The following is a 17,851-nucleotide window of genomic DNA, read 5'->3' as shown; positions in this document are numbered from 1 at the left end:
GTGCCGCGCGGGCCGCATTCGTCCACTCCGTGTCATGTGACAGACTTCGACCTCGTATGTGCACGCAAGCGCTTCACGCGGCGACGGGCTCGCGGCATTCCGTGGCTTCCTGCTCACGCGGGACGAACACATAGCCGAGCGAGTACACCGTTTTCAGTTGTGAGCCATCGCGGTTGTCGAGCGCGAGCTTCGAGCGCAGCTTGTAGATGTGCTGTTCGAGCGAGCGGCCGGCAAGATCCGCGTCCTTGCCCCACACGGCATGCGCCAGCTGTTCGCGGCTCATCAGCGTGCCCGCGTTCATGAACAGCAGCCACGCGAGGCTCAGTTCGCGTGCCGTCAGCGACACGCGCCGTTCGCCGAAGCTCACCGTGCGCGCGGTGCGGTCGATCGTATAACCCGCCACGGCCAGACGGTCGACTACGCGCGAGCCGCGGCAGCGTGCAATCACGCGGCGCGAGCGCGCCATGATTTCGTCGACGTTCGCGGTGCCGATCACGACTTCGTCGACGCCTGCATCGAGCGCCTCGATCACGGCCCCGCTGTCCCACGAACGGCCGATCATCATCACGGGCAGATCGGTGCGGAAATGGCAGCTGCGCCATTCGAGCGTCGCGAGCGCGGGGATCTGGCTTTGCGTCGCATCGAAGATGACGAGCGCCGCCGAGTCGCGCTGCAGAAAGCGGATCAGCGAAAGTTCGTCGGTGAAGCGCGTACACGACGTGCCGCTCTGTTCGAAACCTTCGTTGATCTGCTTGAACAGTACGTCGCTGAAAGTGAATAAGGCAATTCGCATGTGTACTCCATAACCATCATCACGGCGCGGCCGATGCGCGCCGATATCCCCCGTCGTTCTGGTCGTGGGCGCCATCTCTTTTGTAGCGCTCCTGAATACAGAACACCTGATAGCAAGGGACTATTCCATCCGTTTCCCAATCGCGCGAAGCGGATGTGCGGCATGCGAAAAATGCTTGCGGGGCAAGGGTTTGCGACGAGGTACACGATGCGCGGGGCAGTGCTCTTGCGCTGGAACGCGAAATTTTTTTTAATTGTTTTGCGCGGCGAAGCGGCATTCGATAAAACGATGCCGCCCACTATCTGGGCCGGCCGCCTCTATTGGTGTGCCGCGTAGCGTCGCTCTTCACTCACGCGGCGTTCATGCGATTCCGCGTATGCAGCGGAACGTGCCTTGAGCAACGGATCGTCGGACGGCGCGATGCCGTCGGGCAGCGTCAACGGATCGAAGCTGATATCGCGGCATGGGCCGTCGATCTGCGCCTCTTCACGCTGCACCACGAGCGTTCCGACGTCGATCTGCGTGCGGTTCGCGGGCCATAGCCGCGTCGAGTCGTTGCTGACGTCGCCCGGCTGCGCGAGCGTGATCACCATATGCCAGCGAAGCGGGCCTTGTTGCAGGCGTTCCGCGAGTCCGCGTTCGAGAAAATCGCTATCCTGCTTTTGCGCATCGGCGAGGGGCACATAGGCGTCGTCAGGTTCGACACGCCAGCGCACGTTCTGCGCGTGACCGTCTCGATCGATCAGCCGGAACGCCGATACGCTGTAATAGGCCGCATTGCCGAATGCCGACGACGGCGGATGGTCGTGCAGCCATTGCTCGAAGCGCACGGTTTCGGGATGCGCCTTCATGAATCCGTCCATGCCTTCGTCGCTGCCGTACGTGGTCGTTTCGCGCGCCTGCCGCGAGGCCGCGAGCATCTCGAATAACGCTTCGGGCGTGCGCACGGGAAAGATCGGCGCGGAGTTCATCGCGGTGCGCCATTCGCTGCCGCCCGGCGTCAGGATGCGCAGCGCGAGGCTGCGCACGTTCGACGCGCCATCCGCTTGCGCAGGATTGCCGCCGCCGATCGACAGGCGTCCCACCACCTGGGACCGGCCCGCTGCGAACACGCTCGCGCGCGAGAGCGGCGCGGCGTTGCCGTTGCTGTCGAAATAGCCGGTGACGCACACGCCTTTCGCGTGATTGCGGCGAAAGCCCGCGTGCTTCCCGGAAACGGCTTCGAACCGGTCGATGATCTGCGCCGCCGAAGGCTGCCCGCCGAGCAGACCCGTCAAGCCATGCGTAATGGCATAAGCGCCTGCGACGGAACCAAGTGCGACCACGGCGAGCGCACCGCCCGCGACTATGCGAAAGGGAAATCTGGACATGAATCGACAACTCATGCGGCGCGCGCGACGGCGCACGCTGCATCAAACGGAACCAAAGAGCGGATCGAAATGACGTTCGGCGATTTCTTTGCCGAGCGGTGCAAGATCGCCGTTGCTGGATGCGCCGATCAGCGCATAGCCGAGCTTCGACTCGCGCCACGTGACGACGTTCATCGTATCGATGCGCTGTGAGGCGACGGGCTGATTCGCCTTGTCTTCCTTGATCACGCACAGCGCGACGGGGTCGCCTTTCTGCGGCAGATACACGATCTGCACGAGCGGACGGCCATGAAACTTCAGTCGCTGCACGCCGATGAACCGCAGACCCGCCTTGCTCAGATCGGGCACGCGCAGCGCGATGCCGTCTTCCGTGCGGATTTCGTCGACGGTGCTTTGCGCGTCGGACACATCGGGCCACATGTGCGAGACGGTGTCGCGCGAATACAATTGCTGGTAGCTTGCCGCAACCTGCACCCATGGCAGCGAAGTCATGGACGTTGACGCGACCGTGGCCGTATTGCCCGCGCTGCTGACCGCGTTATTGCCCGGCGCGAAGCCGACGCCTGGCGCGAGCCGCAGCACGACGCCGCTGCAGAACGCGCCGCCGACGAACGCGACGGCGAGCCAGGCGGGCGCGATGCGCAGACGCGAGCGCACGGGCGCGGACGGCGGCAATTGCGCGCTGTGTTCCATGGCGGCGTCGTTCGCGACAGGCGGCGTGCCGCGCTTCGCGGCTTCTGTGTGCGCGCGGATCAGGTCGTCGACGCGTTTGACGAGACTGGCGGGGACGGGCGGCAGCTTCTGTTCGGCGAATGCCTCGCGATACGGCAGGCGCGACGCCTTGAAGAGGGCGACCTTGTCCGCGAGCTCCGCGTGTGCACGGAGTTCGTCTTCGATCTGCTGACGTTCCTGCGGCGACAGTTCGTCGTCGACATACGCCATCAGCACCGTATCGTCGACATTCATACGCTCGGGCCCTGGTCGGAAGTGCCGCAACACGGGAAATGGATCATGTCACGGCGATGTCACAGCTAGCTGGCTATCAAGTATAGCGTTCTGTGCAAACAATAGGGTCAATGTACCGATTTGACGTACACGGGCGCGAAGGGCCGAAAGACCGGAAAGCGATGCGCGCGCCGTTGCAGCGTCAACTCGCCACGGGATGCTCCGGCACGGGCGCGCGGCCGAACATCGCGTCGACATCGCGATTCGCGATCATCTTGCCGAGCCGGTCGAGATTCACCTGGCCCGCCGAGCCGATCAGCGCATAGCTCAATTCCGACTGCCGCCACGTGACGACGTTCATGTCGTCGATCTTCTGCTGTGCGATCGACTGGTCCGGTTTCGCATCCTTCACGACGCACAGCGCGACGGGTCCGCCCGATTTCGGCAGATAGACGATCTGCACGAGCGGCTTGTCATGAAAGCGCAGACGCTGGATGCGCTTGAACGTGAGTCCTTGCGCGCTGAGATCGGGCACGCGCACAGGCAGTCCGTCGATCTCATGGATATCGGCGACTGTCTTCGCCGACACGGCCGGGTCCGTCGTCACGGCGACCGTGTCGCGCGAATACAGCGCCTGATAGCCGGCTGCCGCCATCACCCACGGCGAAGCGGGCTGCGCGGATGCCACCGTCGACGATGCGCCGCCCGACAGCACGCCGGGCGTCAGCCGTAACGCGATACCGCAGCAGAACACGCCCGCGACGAACGCGACGGCCAGCCACGGCGCGGAAAAACGCATGCGCGAGCGGATCGGCGCAGACGGCGGCACGCCTGCCTGGACGGGCGCGACGGCATCGTTCGCGGCGGGATCGGCGGCGGGGCCGGGCGGCACGGTCGATGTCGCGCTCGCATGCGTGCGTGCCAGTTCGGCGATCTTGCGCGTCAGCGACTCGGGCACGGGCGGCAGCTTCTGCTGCGCGAACGCGTCGTGGAACGGCAGGCTCGACGCGCGGAACAGTTCGATACGCTCCGCGAGTTCCGGCGAATGATCGAGTTCGCGCTCGATCTCGCGGCGCTCCTCGATATCGAGTTCGCCGTCGACGTAGGCCATCAGCGTGATGTCGTCTACTTTCATGACGCCGAGTCCTTGCCGAATGCCGCCATCTTCAGCGGCTGGGCCGCTTTGCCCGCAAACAGCGCGCCGATGGCCTGACGCGCACGCGACAGCCGGCTCATCACGGTGCCGATGGGCACGTTGAGCGTCTCCGCCGTTTCGCTGTAGCTGAGGCCTTCGACGGCGACGAGCAGCATCACGACGCGCTGCGCCTCGGGCAGACGCTGCACGGCCTCGATGATCTGCGCGTTCATCGTGATCTGTTCAGGCGTGCGCGCCGACGGATCTTCGACCGTTTCGAGGAAGTCGTCGTCCCACTCCATGCTCGAGCGGCTGCGCACCGAACGCGCGCGCAGTTCGTTGATCCACGTGGAGTGAACGATCGAAAACATCCAGCTGAGCGGCGCCGTGTCCGCCTGCAGCTGATGCGCGCGTTCCAGCCCGCGCACGCACGCGCGCTGCACGAGATCTTCGGCGTCGTGCTGATCGCCGGATATGCGCAATGCGAAAGCCCATAACCTCGGAAGCATGTCGGGCAGCATGCTGGACAAGTCTGCGCCTGTCATGGAAGTCGTTCCTTGCTACTGACTCGGTGATCTGCCCTCGATGAAGGCAATGCGGCCGGTGCGCGGCAACTGTCAGGCGCACTCGTTAACACGGACGGAATTCAAGCAGACGATTTTAACTTCGATCTGACAATACTGCAGACGAGCGTTTTTGCTCTTCGCATTTGCAGTGCGCGCTTCGCCAACGGCGTGCCGTCCCGTGACGGGAACCTTGCACGTGATGATCGGATAAGATACGGGCCGCCAGTTATTTTCCGAACCATGGAGTGTTTTCAGTGATTCAACCAGGCAACGTATTCAAGGACAACCTCGCGCAACTGCCGGGCATTGACGGTATCGAGCGCATCGATCTCGTCGACGGCAAGGGCGCCGTGGTCGCGAGCATCGAAAACAAGCCGGGCAAGCAGGGCTCGCTCGCCGTGTACCACTATTTGCGTGAAGCATTCGGCACGCTCGACGCGAAGGCCGCAGAGCATGGCCTTGCCGTGTTCGCCGAGCATACGGCCGACGCGCGCAATCGTCCGGGCGCGCATCCGAACGTCGATCGTCTGCTTGAGATCGCGGCGGGCGGCGAGGCGTTGCGCATCGACGTCATCGCTGGCGCCTGAGCGCATCGCAACGCACGTCACAGCAGTCCGAGCGCCAGCGCCTTGAGCGTGGCGGCGGCGCGTGTCGAGCAGTCGAGCTTGCGGAATACGCTTTCGACGTGCGTGCGCACCGTGCTCGGACTCAAGGACAGATCGCGGGCCACTTCCTTGTTGCTCGCGCCGCGCGAAATGCCGCGCAGCACGTCGATTTCGCGCGTGGACAGACGCGCCGTCTGCGCGCGCGGATTCACGACGCGCCGTTGCGACGACCCCGCGTCGATCAGCGCACTGACGACGTCGGCATCGTAGCGGCCTTGCGCGGCTTCTTCCTGCAGCAGCTTCGCTGCATCCCGATCCGCCAGCGCGGCACGCCACGGACGCGCTGCGCGCAACGCAACCCACGCCGCGCTCGCGGCGAGAATACGCGCTTCGATCGACAGCGCCGCGCCCGAAGCGCCACGAAAATATCCCGAACCGTCGAGACGTTCATACGCATACGAACCGAGTTCGGCGGCTTCGGCGAGCGTGCCCGTCTGCCTGCCCGCGCGCGAGGTCCAGTACGGCACGAGACGCACTTTTTCCCACGCGGCCTGCGACAGCCGCGACGGCGTGTTCCAGATCGGATTCGGCACGGCTGCGCGCCCCATGCCATGAATCAGACCCGCGCAATAGAGACGGTTTTGCGCGTTCGCATCGAGTGAGAATCGCGCGGCGCATGCAGCCGCCGTCGCCGCGACGCTGCGCGAATAGCCCGTCATCCATGGCAGTTTCAGATCGATGATGTCGGCGACCAGTTCGACGGGCGTGACGTCGTTCATGTGCGGCGTCAGCAGCGCGGCATCGATCGACGCGGCGTCGGCCTGTTCGAGTGCGTCCAGCCATTCGGGTGCGAGCCGGACGGCGAGGCGCGCGAGCGTGGCGGGATAGCGCGAATCGGCGCGCTGGCCGATCAGCGCACTGGTGCGTTCGATCCCGTACGTGCGCGAGAAAATCTCCAGTTCGCCCGCGAGCGCCACGATGAACACGGTGGTCGGCACCTCGCTGCCTGCCAGATGATCGGGCGTGCCGCTGCCATCCCACGATTCGAACACATGGCGCAGCGTGGCTTCCGTGTCCCGGCCGAGGCCCAGCATGCGCGCCGCTTCGCTCGACACCTCGCAATGGATGCGCGCGAGCGGCGTGAGCGTGGCGCCGATATCGCCGTGCATTTCGAGCGGGCCTGCCCAATCCGGCTTGAGCGCGAGCATCGCTTCGCGGCTCGCGACGTCGTCGCCGAGCGCTTCCGCGAAGCCCGATGCATTCGCCGTGCAACCCGACCAGCGCAGCAGCGACGCCTCGCAGACGGCGACGACGGCCGCGTCGTCGAGTTCCGCCGCACGCGCGAGGCGCACGGCGAGCCACGCGGTGCGGAGCGAATGATCGGTCGGCTGCCCCATGCTCAGATCGCCGATGAAGGCGAGCGCCTTCACGGCATCGAACACGCGGACAGCAGGGCCTGGCGAAGTTTGCATGGTGCGCGTATCGGTCGATTAGCGAGCCCCACTATACCCCGCGCGCCTCTGCGCGCGAGGTCGGTCATTTGACCGATACCGCACGCGGGAGGCGTCTGCGATGCTTCGCCCCGTTTCTCTTCCTGAATCTCCTCGCTACCTGAAGGACATATCGCTCATGAATTCGCTTGTCAGAAAGTGCATCGCTTCCGTCATGCTCGCCGGTTCGGTGCTGTCGTTGCACGCGGCGCAGGCCGCCCAGCCGCAGGATCTGAAGGGCACGAACGTCGTGCTGGTGCACGGCGCGTTCGCCGACGGTTCGAGCTGGGAGAAGGTGATCCCGTTGCTCGAAGCGCGTGGCCTGCATGTGGTTGCCGTGCAGAATCCGCTGAGCTCGCTCGCCGACGATGCCGCAGCCGCGAAGCGCGCGATCGATGCGCAGACGGGGCCCGTGGTGCTCGTCGGCCATTCGTGGGGCGGCGCCGTGATCAGCCAGGCGGGCAATGACGACAAGGTGAAGGCGCTTGTCTACGTGGCGGCGTTTGCGCCCGACAGCGGCCAGTCGATCAACGACATGCTCAAAGGCAAGCCCGCGCCCGCGTGGGCGAGCGAGTTGCAGAAGGACTCGGGTAACTTTCTGACGCTGTCGCCGAAAGCGATCGACAACGACTTCGCGCAGGATCTGAGCCCGGCGCAGAAGCGCGTCGTTGCGGCGACGCAAGGCCCGTGGTTCGCAGGCGCGACCGACGACAAGGTGACGGACGCCGCGTGGCACACGAAACCCTCGTACTATATCGTCGCGAATCATGACCGTATGATCGATCCGCGTTTGCAGGACGCGATGGCGGGGCAAATCAAGGCGAAAGTGACGCACGTCGACAGCAGCCACGTGCCGATGCTGAGCAAACCCGAAGCGGTGGCCAACGCGATCATCGAGGCGGCTGCGAAGGCGCAGTGATCGAGCGCTGAATGCTGCTTTAAAACCGCGACGCGGCTGGATGCGCGTCGCGGTTTTTGCTTTTTGTCCTGCGTTTTCAGGCATGCGCGATACACCGACGGCCGTGGCAGCGGACGCTGTTCATGATCGTCGCGAAAATGATTGTTTTGCGCATATGTTTGATCGGTTTGCGCGATTCGATCAAAGCGTCTACACTGCGGACGGACACATTCGATCGATTTGATCGATCGGATGATTGTTTCAATCAAAAACGCGGACAGACGCGGTGCAATAAAGCCAGGAGACTCGTATGGTTCAAATCCCCATCAAGCGCTCGATCGAGCGTGTTCCCGGCGGCATGATGATCGTGCCGCTGCTCATCGGCTCGCTGGTGGCGACGTTCCTGCCCGGCATGCCGAAGTTCTTCGGTTCGTTCACCAGTGCGCTGTTCACGGGAGCGCTGCCGATTCTCGCCGTGTTCTACGTCTGCATGGGCGCGAGCATCGACGTGAAGGCGACGCCGTATCTGATGAAGAAGGGCGGCGCGCTGCTCGTCACCAAAGTGGGCGCAGCTGTGATAGTCGGCGTGATTCTCGGGCATTTTCTCGGTGAGCAGCCGGTGTCGTCGGGCCTGTTCGCGGGCATCTCGACGCTCGCCGTCGTCGCCGCGATGAACGACACGAACGGCGGCCTCTACATGGCGCTGATGGGCCAGTACGGCCGCTCGGAAGACGTCGGCGCGTACACGCTGATGTCGCTCGAATCGGGCCCGTTCCTGACGATGGTGACGCTTGGCGTAGCCGGTCTGTCGGCGTTTCCGTGGCAGACGCTGGTCGGCAGCATTCTGCCGCTCGCGCTCGGCATGCTGCTCGGCAATCTCGACCGCGACATGCGCGACTTTCTCGCGAAGGCCGTGCCCGTGATGATTCCGTTCTTCGCGCTGGCGCTCGGCGCGGGTCTCGATCTGCACAAGGTGTGGCAAGCCGGTTTGCTCGGCATCGGGCTGGGCATCGCTGTCGTGATCGTGACGGGCATTCCTCTGTACTTCGCCGATCGTCTGACGGGCGGCACGGGCGTCGCGGGTGTCGCGGCAGCCAATACGGCAGGCAATGCAGCGGCCGTGCCCGCGCTCGTCGCGGCGGCCAACCCGGTCTATACGGAAGCGGCGCACAGCGCGACGCTGCTGGTCGCCGCGTGTGTGGTCGTCACGGCGATCCTGTCGCCGATTCTGACCTCGGCCGTCGCCAAACGCTATCAGCAGCGCAATGAACGCGCGCGCCCGGAAAAGCGCCAAGGGCTGGCCCGATGAGCATTCTGATCATTGCGGACGATCTGTCGGGCGCCGCGGACTGCGCGATCGGTTTCGCGAGCGCCGGGCATCGCACGGTCGTCACGCTGGAGGCGACGCGCACGCCGGCGCACGACGGCGCGGACACGATTGCCGTCGACACCGATACGCGCCGTCTCGCGCCGCAGGATGCAGCGGCGCGCACGGCGGCGGCGTATGCGGAGATGAGCGCGCGCGGCCAGCGCCTCTACAAGAAGATCGATTCGACGTTGCGCGGCAACTGGGCCGCCGAGGTCGCGGGCCTGCAGCCACTTGCGGGCATGGCGATCGTCGCGCCCGCGTTTCCCGCGACGGGACGTACGGTGCGCGACGGCCGCGTGTTCGTGCACGGCGAACCGCTCGAACAGACGGCGACGTGGAAGCTGGAGCACGCGGGCCTGCCCGCCGGCATCGCGGCGCAACTCGAAGCAGCAGGTCTGACGACCGACCGGCTCGATGCCGACGCGCTCGCCGACGACCCGGACACGCTCGCCGTGTGCATCGGCGCGATGGCGGCGAGCGGCGCGCAGGCGCTGATCGTCGATACGCAAAGCGAGCGGGCGCTGCGCGCGCTCGCCCGCGCGACGCTGCACAGCGATGCGCCATTTTTCTGGGTCGGCTCGGGTGGGCTCGCGCGGGAAATCGCCGCGCTCGATTCGCGTAACGAAACAGCGGAAAGCAGGCGCGACAACGAAACATTTCCCGGCGGCCCGATCCTGATTCTGGTCGGCAGCCTGTCGGCCGTCAGCGAACGGCAATGCGCGATGCTGCGCGAACGCGGCGGCGTCGAAGAGCGGGTCGTGCCGCCCGCCGTGTTGCGCGAGGGCGCGACACATCGCGACTGGCGCGCGTTGCAGGAGCAGATCGGCGTATCGCTGAAAGCAGATGTCGATCTGCTGCTGCGCATCGGCCGCGACGACGCGTTCGATCCCGCCGAAGGCGCGCATCTGTCGGCCGCGCTGGCCGCGCTCGTCGAGCCGCACTTCACGAAGACGGGCGGCGTGATCGCAACGGGCGGCGAGACCGCGCGCGCGATGCTGTCGGCGGCGCACATCGGCAATCTGCAATTGCTGGCCGAAGTGGAAGCGGGCGTCGCCGTCGCGAAACCGCTCGATGCAACGCGCACGCATTGTCCCGGCGTCGTCACGAAAGCAGGTGCGTTCGGCACCGATCACGCGTTGTACGCCGCATGGCTGACGCTGCGCAACGAAACAGAACGGGACGTCGTGCAGCATTGACGTCCGGGAATGAACAGCACGAATTCACGAGATCACATCATGAGCACCTACCTTCCCGTAATCGGCATCACGATGGGCGATGCAGCCGGCGTCGGCGCTGAAGTCGTCGTCAAGAGCCTCGCGCACGCATCGGTCTATGCGCAATGCCGTCCGCTCGTGATTGGCGATGCGAAGCGCCTTGAACGCGCGAATCAGATCGTCGGCGGTGCGATGACGATTCGCCGCATCGAAGACGCGAGCGAAGCGCGCTACGAGCAGGGCACGATCGACTGCATCGACCTCGGCCTGATTCCCGACGACCTGCCGTTCGGCGAGCTGTCGGCCGTCGCGGGCGATGCCGCGTATCAGTACATCAGGCGCGCCGTCGAACTCGCGCAGTCGGGCAAGATCGACGCGATCTGCACGGCGCCCCTCAACAAGGAAGCGCTGCACGCGGGCGGCCACAAGTATCCGGGCCACACGGAAATGCTCGCGCATCTGACGGGCGTCGACGAAGTGTCGATGATGCTCGTCGCGCCGCAACTGCGCGTGATCCACGTGACGACGCATATCGGCATCATCGACGCGATCCGCAAGATCGAGCCGGGCCTCGTGCAGCGGACCATCGAACGCGGCAACGCGACGCTCGTGAAGGCGGGCATCGAACGTCCGCGCATCGGCGTGTGCGGGATCAATCCGCATGCGGGCGAAAACGGCCTGTTCGGCTACGGCGAAGAGGAAGAGAAGATCATCCCCGCCGTGAAACGGCTGCAGGAGCGCGGCCTCGACGTGACGGGTCCGCTGCCCGCCGATACGCTCTTCTTCCGCGCGGGACGCGGCGACTTCGATCTGGTGGTGGCGATGTATCACGACCAGGGCCATGGTCCCGTGAAGGTGCTCGGCCTCGAAGCGGGCGTGAACGTGACGGTCGGTCTCGAAGTGATCCGCACGTCGGTCGATCACGGCACGGCGTTCGACATCGCGGGCAAGGGTGTCGTCGACGAAGGCAGCATGCTCGAAGCGCTGCGCCAGGGCGCCGAACTGGCGACCCGCCGCTGATTGCCAATGGGGTTGGCGCAGGGGCTGGTGTAAGATCGAGCCCCATTCTCCCGCCCGTGCAGACGTGAAAAAAACGATAGACCGGCATCAGGCGATTCTCGAACTCGTCCGTACCCGCGATGCCAACGTCGAAGAGTTGTGCGCTGCGCTCGGCGTGTCGGAAGCGACGATCCGCCGTGACCTGACTTCGCTCGCGAAACAGAAGCGCCTCGTGCGCACGTACGGCGGCGCGACGGCGCTGGTCGGCGTGCACGAGCCGGAAGCATCGCTCGAAGAACGCAAGGCGGCGCAGCGCGAGCAGAAGGAATCGATTGCACAGGCAGCCGCCGCGCATGTCCGCGACGGCGATACCGTGCTGCTCGACGGCGGCACGACGTGTGCCGCGCTTGCGTGGCACCTGGCGACGCGCGAAGAACTGCACGTCGTCACCAACAATCTGCTGGCCGTCACGGCGCTCGCAAACGCGCCGGGCGTGCGGCTCACGCTGATCGGCGGCGAACTGCGCGGCTCCAGCATGAGCACGCTCGGCCCGCTGGCGGAACTGATCCTGAGCCGTCTGACCGTCGATCGCGCGTTTCTCGGCGCGGACGGCGTCGTCGCGGGCTTCGGTCTGTGCGAAGCGTCCGCGCAACAGGCGTATCTGAAAGAGTGCATCGTCGCGCGTGCGGCAGAAATCATCGTGCTTGCCGATTCGGACAAGCTCGGCCGCGCGCGCCAGCAGCATTGGACGCCGCTGCAGCGCGACTGGCGGCTCATCACATCGGCGAGTGCCGACGATGCGCTGCTCGCGCCGTTTCGCGCGCTCGATGAAGTGACCGTCGAACTCGCGCCCTGATCCCATACTGCGCAGCCATTGAACGCGTCGCGAGACAAGCTGGCTCGCGAAATGCTCCCCTGTTAGCGGCCAGGCCATCGCCTATCCTTCGAATGTGGCAGCCGCGTTCGCTGCCCGGCACCGAAACGGGGGACGCTCATGCGCGTACACCAGGGGTTCACGGGATGTATCGGCGGCACGCCGCTCATCAGGCTCGCAGCGCTCAGCAAGGAGACGGACTGCGAGATCCTGGGCAAAGCCGAGTTCATGAATCCGGGCGGTTCGGTGAAGGATCGCGCGGCGCTCTACATCATCCTCGACGCCGAGCGGCGCGGCGCGCTCAAGCCCGGCGGCACGGTCGTGGAAGGCACGGCGGGCAACACGGGCATCGGCCTCGCGCACCTCTGCGCGGCGCGCGGCTATCGCTGCGTGATCGTGATTCCCGAAACGCAATCGCCCGCCAAAATGGAGCTGTTGCGCGTGCTCGGCGCGGATGTGCGGCCCGTGCCTGCCGCGCCGTACAAAGATCCGAACAACTATCAGAAGATCGCGGGCCGCCTCGCCGACGAGCTCGACAACGCGATCTGGGCCAACCAGTTCGACAACGTCGTCAACCGGCAGGCGCACTACGAAACCACGGGCCCCGAAATCTGGGCCGACACGGCGGGCACGGTCGATGCGTTCGTCTGCGCGACGGGCACGGGCGGCACGCTCGCGGGCGTCAGCCGCTATCTGAAGGAGCAGGATCCCACGGTGCGCATCGCCCTTGCGGACCCGCATGGCAGCGGCCTGTATAGCTACGTGAAAACCGGCGAGATCAAGGTGGAAGGCAGTTCGATCACCGAGGGCATCGGTTCGAGCCGCGTGACGGCCAACCTGGAAGGCACGGCGATCGACGACGCCTTTCGCATCGACGATCAGGCGTGCGTGACGATGGTGTATCGCCTGTTGCGGGAGGAGGGACTGTATGTCGGCGGATCGACGGGAATCAATGTTGCAGCTGCCGTCGCGCTCGCGCGGCAGATGGGGCCGGGCCACACGATCGTCACGCCGCTGTGCGATCGCGGCGAACTGTACCGCGCGCGGCTCTTCAATGAAGCGTGGCTGAAGGAAAAAGGCCTCGCGACAGCGTGAGCGATGTCGTCATGCCGGCACCTATGCGTGCGCGCATCATGTCGATGCCCGCATGCGGATCACGCGCAGGCGGACTATCCTGAATGGATCGCCTGCGACTTCCGACACGGAGGTGTGTCATGTCTATGTCTACGACTCTTCAGGGGTGCCTGAGCGACAAGGGCTCCCGTTACGAAATCGTGCGTCATCCGTACAGCCACTCGAGCATGGAAACGGCAGCCGCCGCGCACGTCCCCGGCGATCGCCTAGCCAAGACCGTGCTGTTCGAAGACGAGCAGGGCTATATCGCAGCCGTGCTGTCGTCCACTTATGCGGTGCGTCTCGCTGAACTGTCGACGAAAGCAGGGCGGCGCCTGTCGCTCGCGAACGAAGCGGATTTGCGCGAGTTGTTCAAGGATTGCGAATACGGTGCGCTGCCGCCCGTTTGCACCGCGTATGGCATGAAAACGTATCTGGATGAGAGCCTCGTGCGGCAGCCGGATGTGTATTTCGAATGCGGCGATCACGAAGCGCTCGTGCATATGGACGGCGAGCAGTTCCTGGCGCTGATGGACGGCGCCGAACGCGCGCACTTCGGACGGCGGATGCAGGGCATGCACGTCTGATCGCCGCGCTCCGTGAGTGCTGGAGTGGGTTACATCTCGAAGCGGTTGCCCGCGTCGCGCAGACGCCGCATGCCGCTGTCGAGATGTATCCGCGCGCTTTCCTTGTCGCCCAGACGCATCTGTTCGTACGCGCGTTGCGCGACTTCGTGCGGCACGGCTTTGAGCGGGCGGTTGCTCTGCATCGCCTTGAGTTGCACTTCGGCCGCGCGTTCGAGGTAGTAGAGATCGTCCCACGCTTGCGCGACGCTCTCGCCCGCGACCATCACGCCGTGGTTCTTCAGGAACAGGATGTCGGCGTCACCCATTGCGTTTGCAATGCGGTCGCCTTCCGAGTTGTCGAGCGCGAGGCCGTTGTACTGCTCGTCGACGGTAGTGCGGCCGTAGAACTTCAATGCCGTTTGTCCGAGCCACAACAGCGGCGGCCCTTCGATCAGGCACAGTGCGGTCGCATTCGGCATGTGCGTGTGAAAAGCCGCCTTCACGCGCGGCATTGCCTTGTGCAGCCGTGCGTGAATGTAGAACGCCGTCGCTTCCGGCTTGCCTTCGCCCTCGATCACGTTGCCGTCGAAATCGCAGATCAGCAGGCGCGACGCCGTGATCTCCGCGAACGCATAGCCATACGGATTGACGAAGAACAGATCGTCATGCCCCGGCACGACCGCCGAAAAATGATTGCACACGCCTTCTTCGAAGCCATATTGGGCGGCAAGCTGAAAACACGCGGCCAGTTCGGCGCGGGCGGTCCACATCGCATCGGAGTCGAGCGCGTCGCGGCGCGACAGGGCGGAAGTCTTGACGTCGAGCGTATGAGCCATCACAGATCCTTTTGCAGGTTTCACCAGCCATCCGACGCGAACAGCGGCGGCACCTTGTCGAGCGTCGCCAGCGTCGCGTCGGGCGTGTAGTCGGGCAACAGCGTGCGGCCCGTGCCGCGATCGATCCACACGCAACGAAAGCCGATATCGCGTGCCGCCGCATGATCCAGATGCGGGCTCGCGCAGATATGCACGACGTCGTCGCGCGATACGCCGAGCTGTTCGTGAGCATAGTCGAAAAGCCGGCGGTCGGGTTTGTACGCCCCCGCCTGCTGGGCGGTGATCACGCGGTCGATGTACCCGCCGAGCTGCGCGACGTTGCCGGCGATCACGTCGTCGTCGGTATTCGACACGATGCACAGCCGATAGCCCGCTTCCTTCAATGCACGCAGCGTGTCGACCACTTCGGGGAAGGGCGGCATCGCGGAGATGCGCTCCGTGAGCATGCGGATGTCGTTGTCGTCCGCGTGCAGATCGAATTCGTCGAGCGCGATGCGCAGCGCTTCGCCTGCGACTTCGCGGAACGAGCGATGCGGCGGGGTCTGTTCGAGCGCGTGCTCGTGACGGTCGTAGACGGCGATGAACGCGCGCGGATCGATCGCCGCTGCGCGCTTGCTGGCGAGAATCGCCGCGACGGCGTGTTGCAGACCTTCGTCCCATTGGATGAGCGTGCCGTAGCAATCAAAGGTCAGCCACGACGGGCGGTGTGTGTTGGCGAGCGACATGGTTCGGTCCTTTGCGGAAACGTCGAGATGAATCGCAGGCTACGCTGCGCCGCCGATATTCGGAAATTAAATTAAAATGCCATGCTCAGTGGAAATCCAAATATGAGGTGCCCCGCCATGCTCGATCTCGAACTCCTGAAGACGCTGGTCTGCGTCGTCGATGAAGGCAGCTTCACGCGGGCGGGCGATCGCGTGCACCGTACGCAGTCCACCGTCAGCCAGCAGGTGCGGCGCCTGGAAGAACTCGTCGGGCGCACGCTGCTGACGCGCGACCGCACGGGCAATCAGGTGACGGCAACCGAACATGGCGAACTGCTCACGCACTATGCGCGCCGTCTGATCGCGCTGTCGCAGGAAGCGCAGGACGCGCTGGCCAGCGACCTGTCGCGCACCCCGATCCGTATCGGCGTGCCGGAAGACTTCTGCGCGAAACGGATGGCGTCGATTCTGTCGGGCTTCGTCAAGGCACGGCCGGACGCGCGGCTCGAAACGGTCGCGGGCATGAGTGGCGATCTGCAACGCAAGCTGTCGGGCGGCGAGATCGAGATCGCGCTTGTCAAACGCGAGCCGGGCAGCGGGCCGAGCCTCGCAGCGTGGCCCGAATCGCTCGTCTGGGTGCGCGGCCGCCAGATTGAAGTGCCGCCCGAAGACGGCGAGCCCGTTCCCCTTGCGCTGTTCCCGCAAGGCTGCGTGTACCGCAGGCGCGCCATCCGCACGCTCGACCAGTCGAAGCGCAGCTGGCGCGTCGCGTTCGGCAGCCATAGCCTGACGGGCATCCAGGCCGCCGTCGCTTCGGGACTCGGCATCACCGTTCTGCCGACCACGGCCGTGCTGCCCGAGCACAGCCTGTGTTTCGATCTGCCGCGTCTGCCGCCCACGGAACTCGCGCTGATCGGCGCGGGCGGCGCGCTGAACGCGGTGCAGTCCGCGCTTGTCGATTTTCTGCGCGAAGAAGTCGCCGTCTAGCCGGCGCGCCGCGCGAAGAATCGATTCTCCGGACGCGGCAAACCGAGGTGGTCGCGCAGCGTCGTGCCTTCATAGGCGCGCCGGAAAATGCCGCGCCGCTGCAGTTCGGGCACGACCTTCCCGGCGAAATCGTCGAGCCCTCCGGGCAGATAAGGGAACATCACGTTGAAGCCGTCCGAGCCGCGCCCGGTGAGCCATTGCTCCATCTCGTCGGCGATCGTCGCGGCCGTGCCGACCATCTCCAGCCCTGAATACCCGCCGATCCGCTGCGCCAGCTGGCGGATCGTCAGGTGTTCCGCGCGCGCCCAGTCGACCACGCGTTGCCGCGCGCTTTTGCTGGCGTTGCTCTCGGGAATCTCGGGCAGCAGCGAGTCCGGATCGAGATGCGACACGTCATGGCCGAGCGCGATCGACAGCGAGGCGATGCCGCTGTCGTAGTGCACGAAGGTATCGAGCAGCGCGCGCTTTTCTCGTGCTTCGTCCATGCTGTCGCCGACCACGACGAACGCGCCGGGCAAAATCTTCAGATATTCCGGATCGCGCCCGGCGCGCTCGACGCGGCTCTTCACGTCCGCGTAAAAGCGCTTGCCTTCGGCGAGCGAGGGCGGTGCGGCGAACACGGCGTCCGCCGTTTCGGCCGCGATCTGGCGGCCCGCTTCCGACGATCCCGCCTGCACGACGACAGGCCATCCCTGCACTGGCCGCGCGATGTTCAGCGGCCCGCGCACGGACAGTTGCTCGCCCTTGTGTCCGAGCACATGCATCCGCTCGGGATCGACATAGACGCCGCTCTCGACGTCGCGGACAAACGCATCGTCGGCCCAGCTGTCCCACAGCCCTGTGACGACATCGTGGAACTCGCGGGCGCGCCGATATCGATCGCCGTGCTCGACATGCTCGTCGAGGCCGAAGTTGAGCGCCGCGTCGGGATTGGACGTGGTGACGAGATTCCAGCCTGCGCGGCCGCCGCTCAGATGGTCGAGCGACGCAAAGCGGCGCGCAACGTGATACGGCTCGTCGAAAGTGGTCGACGAGGTGGCGATCAGCCCGATGCGCTCCGTCACCGACGACAGCGCGGCAAGCAGCGTCAACGGCTCGAACGACGTGACCGTGTGACTGCGCTTGAGCGCGTCGGGCGGCATGTTGAGCACGGCGAGATGATCGGCCATGAAGAACGCGTCGAAGCACGCGCGTTCGAGCGTCTGCGCGAAGCGCTTCAGATGCGCGATGTTGAAGTTGGCGTCGGGGTACGCGCCGGGAAAGCGCCACGCGCCTGTGTGCAGGCTGACGGGTCGCATGAAGGCGCCGAGATGCAGTTGACGTGAACGGGTCATCGTGAAAGCCCTCGTCGAAGCGTTGAGCGTTGAGCGGAACAGCGAGCGTGCGC

Annotated in this window: 18 protein-coding genes; 9 read left to right on the top strand and 9 right to left on the bottom strand. The window is 65.3% G+C overall.

The window, feature by feature from the left end; all coding sequences use genetic code 11:
- Window positions 1-73: 73 nt before the first annotated feature.
- The 5 genes from FRZ40_RS36895 to FRZ40_RS36875 form a co-directional block, all read right to left on the bottom strand.
- Window positions 74-793 carry a response regulator transcription factor gene (locus FRZ40_RS36895; RefSeq protein WP_028364169.1) on the bottom strand — a complete coding sequence of 240 codons (720 nt, stop codon included), beginning with the start codon at window positions 791-793 and terminating at the stop codon, window positions 74-76.
- 317 nt (window positions 794-1,110) lie between these two features.
- A complete protein-coding gene (locus FRZ40_RS36890) occupies window positions 1,111-2,163 on the bottom strand; it encodes a catalase family peroxidase (protein ID WP_147237481.1) in 1,053 nt (350 codons plus the stop codon).
- A gap of 42 nt (window positions 2,164-2,205) precedes the next feature.
- Window positions 2,206-3,129: an anti-sigma factor family protein gene (locus FRZ40_RS36885; RefSeq protein ID WP_147237480.1), complete on the bottom strand. Its 924-nt coding sequence runs from the start codon at window positions 3,127-3,129 to the stop codon at window positions 2,206-2,208.
- Window positions 3,130-3,310: 181 nt separating this feature from the next.
- Window positions 3,311-4,243: an anti-sigma factor gene (locus FRZ40_RS36880; protein ID WP_028364166.1), complete on the bottom strand. Its 933-nt coding sequence runs from the start codon at window positions 4,241-4,243 to the stop codon at window positions 3,311-3,313.
- The gene (locus tag FRZ40_RS36875; protein ID WP_028364165.1) at window positions 4,240-4,788 is read right to left on the bottom strand and encodes an RNA polymerase sigma factor; all 549 of its coding nucleotides are present in this window, start codon (window positions 4,786-4,788) and stop codon (window positions 4,240-4,242) included. Before FRZ40_RS36875 ends, FRZ40_RS36880 begins: the two co-directional genes overlap by 4 nt.
- Before the next feature lie 275 nt (window positions 4,789-5,063).
- Here FRZ40_RS36875 and FRZ40_RS36870 point away from each other — a divergent pair, with 275 nt between their 5' ends.
- On the top strand, window positions 5,064-5,396 hold the full coding sequence (locus FRZ40_RS36870) for a DUF2322 family protein (RefSeq protein ID WP_147237479.1): 333 nt from the start codon (window positions 5,064-5,066) through the stop codon (window positions 5,394-5,396).
- Between the two features lie 17 nt (window positions 5,397-5,413).
- Here FRZ40_RS36870 and FRZ40_RS36865 read toward each other — a convergent pair whose 3' ends face one another.
- Window positions 5,414-6,886, bottom strand: a complete 1,473-nt coding sequence (locus FRZ40_RS36865; RefSeq protein ID WP_147237478.1) for an HD domain-containing phosphohydrolase — start codon at window positions 6,884-6,886, stop codon at window positions 5,414-5,416.
- A gap of 193 nt (window positions 6,887-7,079) precedes the next feature.
- On the opposite strand from FRZ40_RS36865, the gene FRZ40_RS36860 reads away from it, so the two are divergent.
- From FRZ40_RS36860 to FRZ40_RS36830, 7 genes are all read left to right on the top strand, one after another.
- A complete protein-coding gene (locus tag FRZ40_RS36860; protein ID WP_240057549.1) occupies window positions 7,080-7,823 on the top strand; it encodes an alpha/beta fold hydrolase in 744 nt (247 codons plus the stop codon).
- A 289-nt stretch (window positions 7,824-8,112) separates the two neighbouring features.
- Complete coding sequence (locus FRZ40_RS36855; RefSeq protein WP_028364161.1) at window positions 8,113-9,111, top strand: 2-keto-3-deoxygluconate permease; 999 nt, start codon at window positions 8,113-8,115, stop codon at window positions 9,109-9,111.
- Window positions 9,108-10,367, top strand: a complete 1,260-nt coding sequence (locus tag FRZ40_RS36850; protein WP_147237476.1) for a four-carbon acid sugar kinase family protein — start codon at window positions 9,108-9,110, stop codon at window positions 10,365-10,367. Before FRZ40_RS36855 ends, FRZ40_RS36850 begins: the two co-directional genes overlap by 4 nt.
- Before the next feature lie 39 nt (window positions 10,368-10,406).
- On the top strand, window positions 10,407-11,405 hold the full coding sequence (gene pdxA, locus FRZ40_RS36845; protein ID WP_147237475.1) for a 4-hydroxythreonine-4-phosphate dehydrogenase PdxA: 999 nt from the start codon (window positions 10,407-10,409) through the stop codon (window positions 11,403-11,405).
- Between the two features lie 64 nt (window positions 11,406-11,469).
- On the top strand, window positions 11,470-12,240 hold the full coding sequence (locus FRZ40_RS36840; protein ID WP_147237474.1) for a DeoR/GlpR family DNA-binding transcription regulator: 771 nt from the start codon (window positions 11,470-11,472) through the stop codon (window positions 12,238-12,240).
- Between the two features lie 138 nt (window positions 12,241-12,378).
- Window positions 12,379-13,353: a cysteine synthase A gene (locus FRZ40_RS36835; protein ID WP_028364157.1), complete on the top strand. Its 975-nt coding sequence runs from the start codon at window positions 12,379-12,381 to the stop codon at window positions 13,351-13,353.
- Window positions 13,354-13,472: 119 nt separating this feature from the next.
- The gene (locus FRZ40_RS36830) at window positions 13,473-13,958 is read left to right on the top strand and encodes an aminoacyl-tRNA deacylase (RefSeq protein WP_028364156.1); all 486 of its coding nucleotides are present in this window, start codon (window positions 13,473-13,475) and stop codon (window positions 13,956-13,958) included.
- Between the two features lie 29 nt (window positions 13,959-13,987).
- Here FRZ40_RS36830 and FRZ40_RS36825 read toward each other — a convergent pair whose 3' ends face one another.
- Complete coding sequence (locus FRZ40_RS36825; RefSeq protein ID WP_147237473.1) at window positions 13,988-14,773, bottom strand: aldolase; 786 nt, start codon at window positions 14,771-14,773, stop codon at window positions 13,988-13,990.
- A 20-nt stretch (window positions 14,774-14,793) separates the two neighbouring features.
- Window positions 14,794-15,498 carry a haloacid dehalogenase type II gene (locus FRZ40_RS36820; protein WP_147237472.1) on the bottom strand — a complete coding sequence of 235 codons (705 nt, stop codon included), beginning with the start codon at window positions 15,496-15,498 and terminating at the stop codon, window positions 14,794-14,796.
- Between the two features lie 117 nt (window positions 15,499-15,615).
- On the opposite strand from FRZ40_RS36820, the gene FRZ40_RS36815 reads away from it, so the two are divergent.
- Window positions 15,616-16,464 (top strand): LysR family transcriptional regulator, encoded by an 849-nt coding sequence (locus FRZ40_RS36815; protein ID WP_147237471.1) that lies wholly within the window; start codon window positions 15,616-15,618, stop codon window positions 16,462-16,464.
- Here the strand turns inward: FRZ40_RS36815 and FRZ40_RS36810 are convergent.
- Window positions 16,461-17,798 (bottom strand): LLM class flavin-dependent oxidoreductase, encoded by a 1,338-nt coding sequence (locus FRZ40_RS36810; protein WP_147237470.1) that lies wholly within the window; start codon window positions 17,796-17,798, stop codon window positions 16,461-16,463. The two genes, FRZ40_RS36815 and FRZ40_RS36810, sit on opposite strands and share 4 nt — an antisense overlap.
- Window positions 17,799-17,851 lie beyond the last annotated feature (53 nt).

Source organism: Paraburkholderia azotifigens (assembly GCF_007995085.1).
In the GTDB taxonomy this organism is placed as follows: Bacteria; Pseudomonadota; Gammaproteobacteria; order Burkholderiales; family Burkholderiaceae; genus Paraburkholderia; species Paraburkholderia azotifigens.
Note: the sequence above shows the minus strand (reverse complement) of the source record. Positions and strands in the feature narration are given on the sequence as shown.